15 protein-coding genes are annotated in these 17,203 nt (G+C 34.7%); 11 read left to right on the plus strand and 4 right to left on the minus strand.

From position 1 onward, the window contains the following. Window positions 1-50 precede the first annotated feature (50 nt). Window positions 51-3,665, minus strand: coding sequence for a T9SS type A sorting domain-containing protein (locus DNU06_RS07725; RefSeq protein ID WP_111062669.1), 3,615 nt, complete (start codon window positions 3,663-3,665; stop codon window positions 51-53). A 33-nt stretch (window positions 3,666-3,698) separates the two neighbouring features. Continuing rightward, the gene (locus tag DNU06_RS07730; RefSeq protein WP_111062670.1) at window positions 3,699-4,571 is read right to left on the minus strand and encodes a Cbp1 family collagen-binding glycoprotein adhesin; all 873 of its coding nucleotides are present in this window, start codon (window positions 4,569-4,571) and stop codon (window positions 3,699-3,701) included. A gap of 269 nt (window positions 4,572-4,840) precedes the next feature. On the opposite strand from DNU06_RS07730, the gene DNU06_RS07735 reads away from it, so the two are divergent. After that, window positions 4,841-6,592, plus strand: a complete 1,752-nt coding sequence (locus tag DNU06_RS07735; protein WP_158526845.1) for an LTA synthase family protein — start codon at window positions 4,841-4,843, stop codon at window positions 6,590-6,592. A 2-nt stretch (window positions 6,593-6,594) separates the two neighbouring features. Further along, window positions 6,595-7,482 carry a diacylglycerol/lipid kinase family protein gene (locus DNU06_RS07740; RefSeq protein ID WP_111062672.1) on the plus strand — a complete coding sequence of 296 codons (888 nt, stop codon included), beginning with the start codon at window positions 6,595-6,597 and terminating at the stop codon, window positions 7,480-7,482. Window positions 7,483-7,734: 252 nt separating this feature from the next. On the opposite strand, the gene lgt is transcribed toward DNU06_RS07740, so the two are convergent. Next, a complete protein-coding gene (gene lgt / locus DNU06_RS07745; protein WP_111062673.1) occupies window positions 7,735-8,682 on the minus strand; it encodes a prolipoprotein diacylglyceryl transferase in 948 nt (315 codons plus the stop codon). Between the two features lie 145 nt (window positions 8,683-8,827). Between lgt and serC the strand changes: the two genes are divergently transcribed. The 6 genes from serC to DNU06_RS07775 all read left to right on the plus strand — a co-directional run bounded on the left by serC (window position 8,828) and on the right by DNU06_RS07775 (window position 14,156). Continuing rightward, complete coding sequence (gene serC / locus DNU06_RS07750; protein WP_111062674.1) at window positions 8,828-9,916, plus strand: 3-phosphoserine/phosphohydroxythreonine transaminase; 1,089 nt, start codon at window positions 8,828-8,830, stop codon at window positions 9,914-9,916. A 2-nt stretch (window positions 9,917-9,918) separates the two neighbouring features. Next, window positions 9,919-10,875, plus strand: coding sequence for a D-2-hydroxyacid dehydrogenase (locus tag DNU06_RS07755; protein WP_111062675.1), 957 nt, complete (start codon window positions 9,919-9,921; stop codon window positions 10,873-10,875). Window positions 10,876-10,889: 14 nt separating this feature from the next. Beyond that, window positions 10,890-11,537, plus strand: coding sequence for a ribulose-phosphate 3-epimerase (gene rpe, locus DNU06_RS07760; protein WP_111062676.1), 648 nt, complete (start codon window positions 10,890-10,892; stop codon window positions 11,535-11,537). 60 nt (window positions 11,538-11,597) lie between these two features. After that, the gene (locus DNU06_RS07765; RefSeq protein WP_111062677.1) at window positions 11,598-12,227 is read left to right on the plus strand and encodes an HAD family hydrolase; all 630 of its coding nucleotides are present in this window, start codon (window positions 11,598-11,600) and stop codon (window positions 12,225-12,227) included. 49 nt (window positions 12,228-12,276) lie between these two features. Further along, complete coding sequence (locus DNU06_RS07770) at window positions 12,277-13,077, plus strand: hypothetical protein (RefSeq protein WP_146239183.1); 801 nt, start codon at window positions 12,277-12,279, stop codon at window positions 13,075-13,077. A 62-nt stretch (window positions 13,078-13,139) separates the two neighbouring features. Continuing rightward, the gene (locus DNU06_RS07775; protein WP_158526846.1) at window positions 13,140-14,156 is read left to right on the plus strand and encodes a BamA/TamA family outer membrane protein; all 1,017 of its coding nucleotides are present in this window, start codon (window positions 13,140-13,142) and stop codon (window positions 14,154-14,156) included. Here the strand turns inward: DNU06_RS07775 and DNU06_RS07780 are convergent. Then, complete coding sequence (locus DNU06_RS07780) at window positions 14,153-14,854, minus strand: glycosyltransferase (RefSeq protein ID WP_111062680.1); 702 nt, start codon at window positions 14,852-14,854, stop codon at window positions 14,153-14,155. The genes DNU06_RS07775 and DNU06_RS07780 overlap by 4 nt on opposite strands. Window positions 14,855-14,919: 65 nt before the next feature. Between DNU06_RS07780 and DNU06_RS07785 the strand changes: the two genes are divergently transcribed. The 3 genes from DNU06_RS07785 (at window position 14,920) to DNU06_RS07795 (ending at window position 17,188) form a co-directional block, all read left to right on the plus strand. Then, window positions 14,920-15,675 (plus strand): DUF547 domain-containing protein, encoded by a 756-nt coding sequence (locus DNU06_RS07785; protein WP_111062681.1) that lies wholly within the window; start codon window positions 14,920-14,922, stop codon window positions 15,673-15,675. 100 nt (window positions 15,676-15,775) lie between these two features. Then, complete coding sequence (locus tag DNU06_RS07790; RefSeq protein WP_111062682.1) at window positions 15,776-16,234, plus strand: c-type cytochrome; 459 nt, start codon at window positions 15,776-15,778, stop codon at window positions 16,232-16,234. An 84-nt stretch (window positions 16,235-16,318) separates the two neighbouring features. Then, window positions 16,319-17,188 (plus strand): bifunctional 5,10-methylenetetrahydrofolate dehydrogenase/5,10-methenyltetrahydrofolate cyclohydrolase, encoded by an 870-nt coding sequence (locus DNU06_RS07795; protein WP_111062683.1) that lies wholly within the window; start codon window positions 16,319-16,321, stop codon window positions 17,186-17,188. The last annotated feature ends 15 nt before the right edge of the window (window positions 17,189-17,203 follow it).

Below are 17,203 nucleotides of genomic sequence, written 5' to 3' on the forward strand. Positions count from 1 at the left end.
TAATATTTATTTATACCTTTAAAGTAGGGAAAAATAATGAATAACATTGATTATTCTACCACTAGTTTTACAATTCGATTAATACTACCAAATTGAACCTCTACATAATACACACCATTCGCCAACTGTGAAATATCAATTTCTGCCGAATAAGTATCACTTAAATTAGACTGTATTACAATTTGTCCAAGACCTGAACGAATATTCACTACCCCATTAATCAATTGATTTGAACTTACCGTAACATGCGTATTTGCTGGGTTTGGAAAAACATGGATACTGTGGTCCAGTAACTCATTTATTACTATAGTTTCAATACCTAAATCTCTTTTTTCTCCATCATAATCTGTTTGAGAAAGTCGGTAATATGAAAGTCCCAAAAATGGATTTAAATCCAATGTAGAATAATTAATTTTTTCACTCGAATTTCCTGCACCTTTTACATCCGACACGTGTAACCATTGCTTACCGTCTTTTGACTTTTCAATGGTATAATAGGCGTTATTAGATTCACTTGCACTACTCCAGTTACATTGCACCGTTTTATCTTTTTGTAGGTTGGCTTCAAAATTCAATAGGGTAATTGGTAATGGCGTTGTTATTTTATTGATACTACCTAGGCTAAAATAGAAACCAGTAGCTGGCACAAAATTATGATCAAAATTAACCATTCCAGTAATATTGTTATAGCTAGTCGGTGCAATAGATATAGCGCCTGTAGCAAAAACATCATCTGTATCTACTAAAAGTCTTGTATCTGCCAAATCAAAAATTGCCGTACCATTCCCCAAACCTAAGTTAAATTGCACCCTTAAACTTCCAACGATACCAGTCTGCTGTGTCTTCCATATTCTTGCCACTCTTGATTCTACTACTTCGCCATTCAATGTATTTCCAAAATCTGTCTCTCCAAAAGAATCAAAGTCTAACGTATTTCTCCCCCACATAAAATAGGTATTGTCCACGTTAAAACTATTTGGGTTTGCTCCAACAGAATTTGCAATGGTTCCTAATCCAATGCTCACAGCATCTGTATTGTTTGCATCTTTATTTTGCCATTGTCTCAAACGCCCACATTCATCTAAGCCAATTCCCGAAACACTGTGGTGATAATCTGTATTTACACTATAATCCCAAACTACAGAACCATTATTTGAAACATAATCTCCGTCATTAATACCTGACTCATCATTGGTAGGGTCGAATGTAATCCCATATTTCACCCCATAATAAGTTTCTACAATTTGACGATCAGTCGCGTTTAGCGCCGTATCTATGATCAATATCTCCGCTACAAATCCATTAAAGAACTTTCCTGATCCTTCTTCACCTCCACCAATTATTAAATGTGAGCCAATGTCTATGGTATTGGAAGTGGTATTCCCAAAATCAACTAATCCTGCCTTACCGTTAGCAAATAGTTGTAATACGGATCCATTATGCACTCCTGCTAATATACTATACTGTGCTGTATTTACATCCACCGTCGCGTTAATTGGACCGCCCGAAGAAAGTGGCTCTTGACTGAATGCATAACCCGTTGCTGTCTTCAAAATTTTTGCTCCTGTAGCAGAATTTTCGAATGAAATTATCGGATTACTAGTCGCTGAATTAGAATCTTTTAAAACAATAAAAAAGCTAAAATGGTTAGAACCGTTTAAATTACTTATCGGATTAAAAGACTTTAAGTATTCACCATTAGCAACATTATAAAAAGGGACAGGATGATAACCAGGTTTATTGTATAAGCTTGTTTTTACTTTAGGCCCATTAGCCACTAAAGAAGCGTTATTAAAATCTTTACTTTGCTCATCCCACTCTGCTACATTACTGTTATTTAAAAACCCATCAAATGTCTCTGATTCATACAAGGCCGAAATCTTAGAAAAGCCTTGTTCTCCTGGAGAACCAAATTCATCTACAGAAATCAAAGTAGACTCTAAGGGTAAAGCACAATAACTTGCTATTGCTTTATAGTCTCCTGCGTTATTTACTTGAAGACTATCGTTTGTTTCTCCAATAATTTGATTATTATTTTTAAACCATTGAAAAGAAGAATATATTTCGGGATCATCAATAGATATATAAGCAGGGTTTCCTTCACATAGGTCAAGCCTTGCTCTACCATTTCCAATAAACAAAGGGTCTGAAGTAATATATTCCACATCCCTATCGGAAAATGCAGACATATATCCTGCTCCCCCAATGTTTGAACTTGCCCCTAAAAATCCAACCGTTACTTTTTCATCTGCTGTAATAAATACATCATTCACACTATTATCAATATCATAGACAAAAGTTCTAAAATCAGAAATTAAAGTGCCAGGTAAATTTTCACTCGAAGGACCTACTGTAACTAAAACATTTCCAGTTTCATCTTGTAATTTTACCGTGGAAGTAACTGGACTAGTCACCGTAATCACGGAATTATTTCCAAATTGTTCGGCATCATGTATATAAATCGAATCAGATCCAATACAATCGGCTAATGGCGGTATTAGATTCATACTACTTGTTGTTGTATTGGAACTTCCAAACAAAGTTTGATAAATCAGTACCGGTTGGGTGGAAGTAAAAGCCATATTATCGTGGGATATTGTTCCAGAAGGCGTTGAAGTTGCAGCTGTCCAATAACCAGTACCAGTCAATGTTTTATAATTACCTTGACCAACAATAGTATCTAAATCACCAGCGCCAGAAGTAATAAAAGTTGTATCCGGCTGGGTTGCTATAGCAATAAACTTTTCAATTGAATTGCTATTATTTGTAGTATTTTTTCCTCTGATTAGCACATACTTAGTTCCGGCAAATTTTGCTGGAATTAACTGGTCGATACCAATATCTCTTGAACCACCATTATTAGAAGGCCCAGTCCAAGAGCCAGAATTTACGGCTATTTCTTTATCAGAAACGATTCTAATCCCATTGTATTCATCCATATCAATACCAATCGCGGTCATAGAGTCTTTTGTTTGGGCAACAATATAAGACTGTCCTGCATTCAAGGTAAAAGAGATTGGGTTTGCCGTTTTCGGACTTCCACTATTGGGTTGTCCATAAAAAGTAACCCCTGGATTAAAACCACTAAGTGTTACATTCGTATTATTTTTAGTCGCCATTACCGCAATAAAATGACTATGTTCCTTATCGGCACTACTCGTCCCTGTTCCGGCAGCTTGAAATCCTGCAAAAAAATTGGTTCCTAAGGCTGTGGTTCCTTTACAGGTTAAAGATGCGCCTTGAGCTCCAGCTAAATGTCTAATATTTGCAAAAAACGGTTGTGTTGCTTCCAGTTTATAGCCGCCAATATTCAATACCGTATTCAGAGAATTTCTAGACACGATATGCTCCGTATTGTACCCTCTATTGTTAAATTTTAACTTTACTGGAGTTGATCTAGATAAGGAAAAAACACCTGTACTTACTTCATTGCTGTTAATGTCGTTATAAGCAGAAAATAAAGCACCATCCCCTCTCGTAATCGTAACATTAAAACTCGCAGCTTTATTCGTAGAAAGAATTAAATAATGATCTCTACAACTATTATTACTTGTTTTAATTTGGTTACTTACAAATACAGGCGGCAAGTAATGTAAAGTATCATATTGCCCATAACTTTTCACACCCCACAATAGAAGTGCAAATAACAATGCTTTTTTTATCATAGCTAATCGTTTTCAAAAAATTACTCCAAAGTATTAGTCAATAGTAGCGACTAGTACTTTAGATACTTTCCAAAATTTAGCGGGGTCAATTATGGTTAATTTGTGTTTAGTATCGTTTGATTCCAGTTGGTAAGAAGAGGAAGGATGATCAGAAATAAATTTGATTTTTTTACCACCATCCATTTCAATAGTAGTAACCCTACTGATGTCTATTTTCGTAAAGTATTCCATATTTACTTCGTCACTCAACTCCATTTTTTTTCCGAGACCAATAAAACCACCTTCTTTAACTAGCACGCCATTTTCTGCTAATTCTTGATAGGTACCATATGCATAATAAGCGGTATTCAATTCAATTAAGGTTTCAGCAGCTAAAGTAGATTGTTCTTGGTAAGCTTCTAATAACTCCACATACTCCCGATCTAAATCAGACAATTCAGTACGTAACATTTCAATTTCTTCATCTTGTGTTTCAATCTTCCCTCTCAGGTTAGTAATTAATTTATCTAATTCTGCAATTTTTCCATTGCTGTTTTTTAATTGTTTATTTAAGGAAGCTACTTTTTTAGCATTGGCTTCTCTTAGGTAATTGATATTTTGAATTTCCTGTAAAATCCATTGTTTGCCATCCTCTGCCAATTCAACATTTTTAGATTTTAAACGAATTTCATCTTCTTTTAAATTAATCATAGAAAGATTTTCCTCAATCTCATTGAATAACAAAATAGACTCGTTTAAAACAGAATCTTTTTCTGCTAACTCTCCTTTTAAAACCCTATTTTCAGACTGTAACTTTGCTAATTCTTCTGCATTTAACCCAATGGTTGATTCTGTAGTAGAATCTTTACAAGCACTCATACTCATTACCACTAAAATTGACACACAAATTAAACTTAATCTTTTCATAAATGAAGGTTTATATCTTTCCTAACAAATGTAAATAATTATTAATACTTTTACCTCAATTTTAATAGACAAAATGCAGTTTTTATAAAAAGTGTTTTGTTCATTAAATAAAAGAGTAACACAAATCAAACCTTGTCATAAAGCTATTTTAAGTGAAATTAATGCCGCATTACTTTTTGAATTTTATAAAGAAATTGCTCTTTCTTGCAACAATCTTTTCTGTCCTTAGAATATTTTTCCTTTTAATTAACCATAATCTATTTCCAAAAGTGAGTATAACCGACTTTCTGGTCGGTTTTTGGTTTGACTTGGTAACCGCGGCAATTCTATTTATACCTTTAGTAATTATTGAATTATTCCCCAACCCTTTTCGGACTAAAAAGTGGTATAATTTCGTTTTAAAAACGATTTACCTACTAACTTTTTCCGTAGGAATATTAATGAATATTGCTGATATTGAATACTTCAGACATACTTCCACCCGCAGTACTGGTTCTACCTTAACCATGTTGAGCTATGGAAACGACTTATGGAATCAATTGCCATCTTTTATACAAGACTTTTGGTACCTTTTACTTTTATTAATCGGTACCATTTGGTTTGGTTATTTTTTTTATGGCAAATACTTTAAACCGAAAGTTGAAAAAGTTTCTATATATAAACAAAGTATACTTTTCATTATTGCTTCCTTATTGCTTTTAAGTCTTGGTAGAGGCTGGGGATTAAGGCCAATTGCACCGATCAATGCTTCAAAATACACCATAGATCAAAATGTTCCCTTGGTACTAAACTCGACATTTACAATTATCAAATCTATAGGAAACGTTACCCTGCAAGAAAAAACGTATTTTGATTCTATTACACTGCAAAAATGGGTTAACCCCATTAAACAAATGAACACCCCTGGTAAATTAAACCAGCCGAATATTGTACTAATTTTGCTCGAGAGTTTTTCTGTAGAATACATAGGAAGTATCAATGGCGATTCAGTTTCTTACACCCCTTTTATGGATGAGTTAGCGGCAAAGGGAATGCTTTTTACTAACTGCTATGCAAATGGAAAAAAATCCATTGATGCGGTCCCTTCTGTCATTGCAAGTGTCCCTAAACTTATGGGGGAAGAATTTATCACTTCCAATTACGCTACCAATAAAATTGAATCCCTTCCTAAACTTCTAAAAAAAGTTGGTTATGAGTCTGCTTTTTTTCATGGTGCTACCAATGGCTCCATGAACTTTAACCAATTTGCAGCCAAAGCACAATACGACCATTATTTTGGAAGAACAGAATACAATGACGAAAATGGTTTTGATGGCACATGGGGGATTTTTGACCATTTATTTTTACCATGGACTATTGATAGAATGAATGCATTTTCAGCCCCTTTTTTCAGTACTATATTCACCATTTCTTCCCACCCTCCATTTACCATCCCAGACTCTTTAAAAAACCGATTCCATTCTGGTCCCACTAAAATGCATGATGCCGTGCTGTATGCCGACTATAGTTTACGCATATTTTTTGAAAAAATAAAAAAAGAATCCTGGTACAACAACACCCTCTTCGTGGTCACTGCTGACCATACTCCTGCTTCTGGTTCACCTATTTATTTTAAAGAAATGGGAAACATGCACATCCCCCTTATCTTTTTCCATCCCAAACTGCCAAGTTTAAGCGGTATTTCTGATAAAATTGTTTCTCAAATAGACATCCTTCCTTCCATCTTACAACTAATTGGCTATCCGGATCCTTTTTTCAGTCTAGGAAACAGTGTTTTTGATCCAGGAAAAGGTTATAGCGTATCGAGGATAGGTAATAAATACCTTATTTTTGGTAGGCATAATTTTCTCGTTTTCGAAAATGGAAAAATGATTAAAATGTTTGATATAAATGATAAATTACAAGAGAAAAATCTGCTCCAATCAAAACCTGAAACTGCAAAATATTTGAAGAATAAACTTTTGGCCTATATACAACAATACAACCATGCCTTGATTACCAATAAAATGACGGTAGATTAAACATGCATTCAAAAATTAACATATTATTCATTATTAATCCAATCTCAGGTGTTGGTAAAAAGAACTTGATTCCAAAAGCAATTGCCGCCCATTTGTCAAAGGAAAAATTTGATTATAAAATTGAATACACCCAGTATCCTTCTCATGGCCAAAAAATCGCGTTGGAAAACAAACATTTATACCAAGCAATTGTCGCCATTGGCGGAGATGGAACAGTAAGTGAAATTGGTGCTAGCTTAATCCACTCTGAATGCGCACTTGGCATTATTCCTTGTGGCTCTGGTAATGGCATTGCAAGACATTTAGCCATCCCCAGGAAAATAAAAAAAGCCATTGAAAAAATAAATGCATTCAACGTTACCAGCATTGATACCGGCACATGTAATCAAACCCCCTTTATTGGCTTGTGTGGTTTTGGTTTTGACGCACATATCGCTGAGGCTTTTGAAAAACATACCAAGCGTGGCTTTAGCACCTATATAAAATTAGTATCAAAAGCTTATAGTAAGTATAAGCCACACCATTACCAAATAAGCATCAACGACCAAGAGGTAAAACACAATCCTTTACTGGTGTGCATAGCAAACTCATCTCAATATGGAAATGGATTTACCATTTCGCCAATATCCACTATGCAAGATGGGAAGTTTGAACTCATATTCATTGCACGTTTCCCATTGCATGCCATCCCTAAATTGATCAAACAGTTTTTTTCAAAACAAATTCACCATTCCAAGTATTTTCAGTCGATCACTTTTGAAACCCAAGTTAAAGTGAATATCACAGATGAAAAAACACCTTCTTTTCATATTGATGGAGACCATAAACAAAGTAATACATCAAGTTTTGATATTCAACTATTGCCAAAATCACTCCAGGTTTTAGTTTAAACATTTCTCTCTTGTTACACTAAAAAATATGCTGAGGTTCTAATAAGAAATACAGTTATTAGTAACAATTTTTCAATTGAATGGTTAGTTGGCATTGAAGGAGACCGTAAAAAGTTTAGCCAACATTAAGCATGGATACATAACTTTAAAGCACGATTAAAAACCTATCCACAGCAACTTAAATGCCATTTTTCAACACCAAATAAGCTACCTAAATCGATTAGTCCAAATAAAAACACTTTTGATTTTATTTTAGTAGGTCACTTTCCCCACCTTAAAAGATTTAATTCCTCTAAAAACAAAATAGAAACCAATTAACACAAGCGGTATACTTAAATATTGCCCCATATTTAACCCTTGTAAGCTTTCATCAATACCATCTTGATTTTCTTTGATAAATTCAATGAAGAATCGTGCCCCAAAAAGTAAAACAAAAAACACGCCCATTAAAAAACCTTTAATTTGACCGGCGTTTGTTTTCCAATAGAACCACATTAAAATAGTAAAAATAACTAGGTAGCAAATCCCTTCCATTAATTGGGCTGGATACCTGGCAGGAATCATGGCAAACAAATCGGCATACTTACTTGGGTCACTTGCTATTTTATCGTAAGCCGTATTGAGCTTATCATAATAATTACCATTTGTAATACCTGTTGTATTTGTTGCTTTAATTATAGCTTGATGAATTTCTGCACTATCTTCTCTTAAAAATTTAAATCCAATACTAGAATCGGTTACCTTACCAACAATTTCGTGGTTAAATAAATTACCAAGACGAATTAGAAAAGCTGCCAATGCGGTCGGAATTACTAAACGGTCTAATATCCATAGCACCGATTTTTTAACGACATTTCTATTCAATAAAAATGCGGCAATAATTATACCAATTGCTCCACCATGAGAAGCTAGTCCACCTTCCCATATTTTTAAGATTTCTAAAGGGTGACTTAAATAATAATCGGGTTGATAAAACAAACAGTGTCCTATTCTTGCCCCTAAAACACCACCAATCAATACATAGATAAACGTTTTATCCATCCAGTTTTCTGGCGCTTTTTCATTTTTGTACACTTTATTTAGGATGATAAAACCCAAGTAAAATCCTAATGCCCACATAATACCATACCAACGTGGTGTATTCCAAGCGTCAATTACTCTTGGATTAAAGGTCCAATTCACAAATAATAATTCGTTCATTTCAATGTATTTTCGACGAAATTAATCATTCTAAACCAAAGAAAAAAATAATTTGATTCTAAGCTAAATAATAACAAAATATTACCCCTTAATCCTATAATTTTTGTCATATTTGCAAACCGAATTTACTATCTAAAAAATCGGTATGTCAAAACAACTCAATTTTGGTGCAGGACCATGTATCTTGCCGCAAGAAGTTTTTGAAGAAGCTTCAAAAGCAGTATTAAACTTTAACGGTTTATCCATTCTAGAAATTTCACACAGAAGCCCTGACTTTGTCGCAGTAATGGACGAAGCAATTGCTTTAGTGAAAAAATCATTAAACGTACCTGAAGGTTATGCGGTTATGTTTTTACAAGGAGGTGCAAGTTTAGGTTTTTTAATTTCAGCCATGAATATGGCGAGAAAACATAAAAAAGCGGCTTACATTGACACTGGTGTTTGGTCAGCAAAAGCCATTAAAGAAGCCGTTAATGCAGGATTAGAAGTAGATATTATTGCTTCTTCGAAAGCAGATGGTTATAAAAGTATTCCAAACATAGACACGATTGATGGTGATTATGATTTTGTACATTACACTTCAAACAATACCATTTATGGTACCCAGTTTAAAAAAGCTATAGATAGTAAAATACCTGTAGTTTGTGACATGTCTTCCGATATTTTCTCCAAAGAAATTAATGTGGCGGATTTTGATATCATTTATGCTGGAGCACAAAAGAACTTAGGACCTGCAGGTGCTACTTTATACATTGTTAAAGAATCTATTCTAGGGCAATCTAGTATTCCAATGCCGTCTTATTTAAATTTAAAAACGCATTTTGAAAAAGACTCCATGTTTAATACGCCGCCAGTATTTTCAATTTATACTTCCATGTTAAATTTAAGATATTTATTAAAAACTGGTGGTGTTGCAGCAATTGAAAAAGTAAATCAAGCAAAAGCAGATTTACTGTATACTGAAATTGACGCCAATCCATTATTCATGGGGAATGTTAATATTAAAGATCGTTCTAACATGAATGTGACTTTTGTATTAACACATGAAGAATTAACAGATGAGTTTAATGCAGCTTGGAAAAAAGCAAATATTGTTGGTTTAAAAGGTCACCGTTCTGCTGGTGGTTTTAGAGCTTCCATGTACAACGCTTTACCATTGTCTTCTGTTGAAGTTTTGGTACAAACAATGAAAGAATTTACAGCGGAACATATCAGTAAAATAAATAAGAAATAAGCATGAAAATTTTAGCAAACGACGGTATTTCACCAGAAGGAATTACGGCTTTAGAAAAAGGTGGATTTACTGTAGTAACCACTAATGTACCCCAAGAACAATTAATTGATGCCATTAACAAAGAAGGTTATGTTGGCGTATTAGTTAGGTCTGCAACAACAGTTCGAAAAGAAGTGATTGATGCCTGCCCTAATTTAAAATTAATTGGTAGAGGTGGTGTTGGAATGGACAACATTGATGTGGCATATGCACGTGAAAAAGGACTACATGTTATCAATACCCCTGGTGCTTCTTCTCAGTCAGTGGCTGAATTAGTAATGGGTAATTTATTTTCCTTATCCAGAGGTATTTTTCATTCGAACAGAGTAATGCCAAGTACTGGTAATACTGAATTTAAATCTTTGAAGAAAAAATATGCGAAGGGACAAGAATTAAGAGGAAAAACGATTGGTATTGTTGGATTTGGAAGAATCGGACAGGCCCTAGCTTCTTATTGTATTGGTTGTGGTATGCAAGTGATTGCTATTGATAGAAAAGTAAAAACATATAGCATTCCATTAACTCTTCAAGGACAACAAACGAATGTTGAGATTAATTCTGTAGATAATTTCCCTGCAGTTATTGATAGTTTAGACTATATTTCTTTACACGTACCAAAGCAAGAAGATGGTTCTGCAGTGATTGATACCAAAGAAATTGATGCCATGAAAAGTGGTGTAATCATTGTAAACGCTGCCCGAGGTGGTGTGGTGAATGAAGATGCCTTAATTACAGGTATTAATGCTGGTAAAATTAGAGCTGCGGCCTTGGATGTATTTGAAAATGAACCTGCACCTAGAGAAGATATTTTAGCGCACGAACAAATAGCAAGTACACCACATATTGGCGCTGCAACTGTGGAAGCTCAAACCAGAATAGGTGAAGAGTTAGCGGAACAAATCATTGAACTTTTAGGATAAAAAAATAATTTAAGATGGCTATTATATCCCCTTCCGTTTTAGCATGCGACTTTGCAAATTTACAGTCTGAGGTTGAATTAATCAATGCTTCCAACGCTGATTGGTTTCATATCGATATCATGGATGGTGTTTTTGTACCTAATATTTCATTTGGTTTTCCAGTAATGAAAGCCATTGCAAAACATGCGACTAAACCTTTAGATGTACACTTAATGATTGTCAACCCTGACAACTACATTAAGGCTTGTAAAGATGCAGGTGCTGAATGGGTAACGGTACATTACGAAACTTGTCCTCATTTACACCGAACAATCCAAGCTATTAAGGCGGAAGGAATGAAAGCTGGTGTGGCATTAAACCCACATACGCCTGTTTCTCTTTTAGAAGATGTAATTAATGATTTAGATTTGGTACTCATCATGTCGGTTAATCCTGGGTTTGGTGGACAATCATTCATTGAAAATGCTATCGAAAAAGTTGCTAAATTAAAACGCTTAATCAATGACAAAGGTGCGAGCACTTTAATTGAAGTTGATGGCGGTGTAAACAACCTAACAGGTAAAAAATTATTATTGGCAGGAGCTGATGCATTGGTAGCAGGCAGTTATGTTTTCAAATCTGAAGACCCAACTGCAACTATAGATGTTTTAAAAGCACTGTAATTATATAAAAATTAACCATTACGAGGAGTGTATTTATTTACACTCCTTTTTTTATGCATCATGTCAAAATATCAACAAGTTTTCTTTGATTTCGACGGTACTATTTGTGATACTTATCCAGGTAAATCACTTGCTCTCATTCATACTTTAAAAGCAAGAGGCTTTGAAAACATCCATGAAAAAACTATTAAATCGCTGGTAAAAACCTCTTTAAAAAAAGGATTAGAAAAGCAATTTAATATAAAGGATAAAAAAGAATTGAATTTGTTTTTAGCTGATTTTAATGAAGCCTATGAAAAGGAGTTTATGTTTTACGCCACATTATATGATGGAATTTTTGATCTGCTCAAAAAGCTGAGTGCAAGCGTAAAACTGCATATTGTTAGCGCCAAACCAAAAAAAATGGTCACTGCCCTACTCGCCCACCACAAAATATCCTCCTATTTTAAAACAGTAAATTGCGTGGAAAAGAAGAATGGTTGCCGAAGTAAGACTGCAATCATTGCTGGCTTGAAAAAGAGTGATCATTGTGTGATGATTGGTGACCAATCGGCTGATGTTCGCGCAGCAAAAAACAATCATATTGCTAGTATTGCTGTGACTTACGGCTACGGTAGAAAAAGTGAATTACTCAACAGTTGTCCCGACATGATTATCGCTCATCCAACCGAAATTATTGCTAAACTCTAATATTTATAATTATTAGTGCTTTCTTGTATTATTCCCTAAATTAGCTACTATGAAATTAATGCTGAGTATCCTATTTTGCACTTGTTTATTACTCGTGAAGGCGCAGAACAATTCCATTAAAGGAGCTGTTGGTTCTTATGAAGTCACGCTCAACATTATTGATGTAAATTGGGACAAAGGAAACTTTACAGGAAGCTATCAATACGAAGGGAAAAAAGGCAATCTTACATTAAAAGGGAATGTATACGGCAACTGTGTTTACATGGTGGAATATGTTGATGACAAAGAAACCGGTTATTTTTACATGACTTTTGAATCCGATAGCTTAAAGGGATATTGGGTGATGGATAAAAAGTATTACCCCACTTATTTTGTTTTCGATAAGGAAAGTAAAAAACAATTAGCCACCAGGCAAATAAAAGACGACCATGAAAAAGTAAATGGTAAAATGACTGGTACCTATAGTAACCATTATTACTTTGTTAATGACTGGTGGTTTAGTGCAGATAATCCTGAATTAGAAATTGGCTACAATGGCGGCACTGCCATGATAACAGCAATAAATAAGGATTCTATTAAGTACGCTGTAGTTGTAACTTGTAGCCAAACATACCACATGGCTTTTGCAAGGGGAATAGCCGTAAAAACCGCGCCAAATAAATATTATGGTCTTTATAACTATTACGAAGGTGATTCTTGTAGGATTTACATTGAATTTAAAGATAAGACTGTAAATATGCGTGCATTTGGCGCCATGAGTTGTGGCTTCGGCGCAAGGGCATATTTAAACCATTCCTTCACAAAGACAAGTGACCATGTCGACTTTAAAACATTAGAAGAAGATTTTTAATGGTGCGCGCTATTGCAATATGGCTGTTTTTTTCAACAAACATTTTGTTTGCGCAACAAAAAGTGGACAGTACATCATATTTCCCTAAAGGTGATTTTAGTTTGACTGCATTTCCCTTGGCTTTTTATTTACCTGAAACCAGTTTAGCTTTTGGTGCTTTAGGTATTTGTGTATTTAATCCTGGTGAGACAAAAAATTGGAGGAAGTCCCAAGTTCAATTGGGACTAGCTTACACTTTGAAAAAACAATTTTTATTATTTGTACCGTACGAATTATATTTTAAACAAAAGTGGAAACTGAATGGTGAATTGGGTTACTATAAATATTTTTACAACTATTATGGCATAGGACCAAATAGTAAAGAGGAAAACTTAGAGACATACGACGCAAATTTTCCGAGAATAATTACAGGCCTATCCTACCGCGTTAAACCTACTTTTCTTTTAGGTGTACAGTATCGATTAGATGCTTTTCAAATCCCATTTACAGATTCTTTACTGAGCATAGATAAGCCTATTGGAGCTGAAGGCGGAATTATCAGTGCTCTTGGTTTTACGGCAAGTTATGATTCTAGGAATGATATTTTTTATCCCAGTGAAGGTTTATTCATCAATTTTACTACCGAATTTGCAGGTAACGCTACCTTTTCTTCTTTTGACTTTTCCTTACTCTCTATAGACGCTAACTATTATCACCGTATTTTTAAGAACCATATTTTAGCTTTTAATGTATTTGCAGGTAGCAGTCAGGGTGATGTTCCTTTTACAAGTTATTACTATCTCTCTTCTGGAAAAAAAGGTCGTGGTTTTAATGACCGCAGATTTATAGATCGCAATATGGGCTTGGTTCAACTTGCCTATCGATTTCCCATTTACAAAAGGTTTAGAGGAACCCTATTTGCTTCTGAAGGCAATGTAGGACCAAGTTTCATCTCTATATTCGAAAATAAACCAAAGCTGGCTTATGGTGCAGGTGTGCGTTTTCAAATGAGCAAAAAACAATTGAGCCATATCAGATTAGACGTTGCCAGAAGCTATGAAGGATTTCAGTTTTACATTACCATTGGGGAGGCATTTTAAACAATGTGTTTATTATAGAAAGCTTTGATTTTAGCTTGATTTCCACCAAATTTAAACCACCAAAGGACCACCAAGTTGACTAGGTTTACTTTAAAACTTGCATTTTTATCATATTTTCTCGCCGAAACAATGGCATTGTCTTTTAATATTTGATAAGCATACTTTGCCTTCTTTAAACGCCAAAACAAATCATAATCTTCCATAATCAATTTTGTACTATCGAAACCTCCTACCTTATGGTATTGCTCCTTTATTATAAAAAGACCTTGGTCTCCGCCACCAGTATAAAAAGCTTTCCATTGCGTCATCCAGCCATTAAATCTCAAATACCATTTATCTTGGTCGAACTTGTATTTAAACATACCAAAGTCGTACCCTTTTTCAAACATACCTAAAATAAGCTGCAGGTAATTTTTGGGCGGTCTTGTGTCGGCATGTAAAAAGTACAAAACGGTTCCCTTGGCCAAGCTGGCACCATGAATAAATTGAGCAGCCCTAGAGGTACAATCGCATTTTGCAATTTGAACAATTGCAGGAAAAGGTATTTTTTCAATTTGATCCGTTGATTTTTCAGCGTCCATGATCAAAATCTCTTTTAATTCTCCTTCATTTTGCTCCAACAAGTAGTTAACCAGGTCAACTATGTTATTTTTCTCGTTATAAGTTGGAATAATAATGCTGATGCAATTATTTTTCATAAATTAAAAGTAATGGATAACTGTTTCAGTCGTCTATTGATTAAAACCAATTGATTTTAACAAATATGAAAAAAATAATCATCTTCTTATTCATTCTTACGCCTCTTTTTTCTTTTTCAGGTCAAGAGAAAGTTTTACTCGATTTGTCATACACCTTTTTAAAACAATTAAAAGCCAAAGAAAGTACAGAGTTGGTTGCTAGAACATATGCTGACCTCAATTTAGACACGCTAGCTGCAGCCATCAATACAGAGGATGAAAAGAAAGCTTTTTGGATCAATACATACAATGCTTTTGTGCAACATTTTTTAACGAACGATCCTTCCTTATTTAAGGATAGAGGTGAATTTTTTGGTTCGAAACAAATAAACATTGCTGGAATAATGATGAGCTTTGACGACATAGAACACGGCATAATTCGTTCTTCCCGTTGGAAACTTTCATTGGGATATTTGAGAGACCCATTTGTACCAAAATTCATTAGAATGTTAAGAACAAAAAAGCCAGATGGTCGGGTCCATTTCGCGTTAAATTGTGGCGCTAAAAGTTGTCCGCCAATCGCCGTATTTCATGCAACTAAAATACAAGAGGAATTGGATAAGATAAGCAAACAATACTTAACGGCCACTACTATAATTGAAGGAGACAAGGTGACAGTGACTCCTTTAATGAGTTGGTTCAGGGCTGACTTTGGAGGGAAAAAAGGTGTGAAGATAAATTTTTTAGAACACTTTGACATTGTACCTGAAACGAAAAACAAAGCCCTAATTTTTGGCGATTATGATTGGACTTTATCTACTGGTAATTACACGACTTTGTAGCATAAAGTAAAGCTGACTAAACAATTTTTTATTATTGACGAATGTCATAAATTATGCTTTAAATTCTATGTAAATTTGGATATCGTTAAAAATAAAGATTATGAAAAGAAATATTCAAATACTCACCATGGTTGGCTCCCTTTTTTTACTACAATCTTGTGGTGGAAGTGAATCAAGTACAAGTACACCGGAAGCAACAGAAACCAAAGAAGTAGTGCAAGAAAAGCCAGCGGAAAATAAGTTTTTAGCTGGACAAGAAGTTTACACTAAAACATGTCAACCTTGTCACCAACCAGATGGAAAAGGAATGCCAGACGCTTTTCCACCGCTAGCAGGTTCAGATTATTTATTGGAAGATTTACCAAGAGCCATTCAACAAGTAATCCATGGCTCAAGTGGAGAGATTACTGTAAACGGTCAAGTTTTTAACGGGGTAATGCCGCCACAAGTATTAACGGATCAAGAGATTACAGATGTACTAAATTATGTATTGAATACATGGGGTAATGATGGTGGTACCGTAACACTAGAAGAGGTAATTGCAGGAAGAGAAGTATAAACTACTTTTTATGTAACTTAGTTAAGTATTTAAGGAGACAATTCGTCTCCTTTTTTTTATATTTGTGGACTTAAATATAGCTAGATGGAATTATTAGACGGTAAAAAAACTTCAAGTACAATAAGGGATGAAATAAAAGCAAAAGTTAGCATTCGAAAAGCTGAGGGAAAAAAAATACCGCATTTAGCTGCCGTAATTGTCGGTGAAAATGGAGCGAGTCTAACTTATGTAAACGCCAAGGTAAAAGCTTGTGAATATGTTGGTTTTGAATCGACACTTGTTCAATTACCTGCCGACATTTCGGAAGCAGATTTATTGAACAAAATAACTGCTTTAAATGCTGATGAAAATATAGATGGCTATATTGTTCAGTTACCATTGCCTAAACATATAAATGAACTGAAAATTACCCAAGCCATTTCACCTTTAAAAGATGTAGATGGTTTTCATCCCGAGAACATTGGTAAAATGGTGTTAGATATACCAGGATTTTTACCTGCTACACCATATGGAATTGTTCAACTACTAGACCGTTATCACATTGAAACATCTGGTAAACATTGTGTAGTTGTTGGTAGAAGCCACATTGTTGGTTCTCCAATGAGTATATTAATGTCCAGGAACAATAAAGTTGGGAATAGTACTGTAACGCTTACCCACTCCAGAACAAAAAACTTGGAAGAAATTACCCGTACAGCGGATATATTAATTGTAGCGCTAGGTAAAACAGAATTTATTACTGGCGACATGGTAAAAGAAGGTGTTGTAGTAGTTGACGTAGGTATTACGAGGGTTTCTGACGACAGCAAAAAGTCTGGTTTTAGACTATTGGGAGATGTGAAATTTGATGAAGTTGCCAAGAAAGCTTCCTACATTACACCTGTACCTGGTGGCGTTGGCCCTATGACCATAGCATCTTTATTAATGAATACTTTAAGCGCTGTAGAAAAATAAGCGCCTACCCTCACC

Source organism: Putridiphycobacter roseus (assembly GCF_003234935.1).
Classification (GTDB): domain Bacteria; phylum Bacteroidota; class Bacteroidia; order Flavobacteriales_D; family Crocinitomicaceae; genus Putridiphycobacter; species Putridiphycobacter roseus.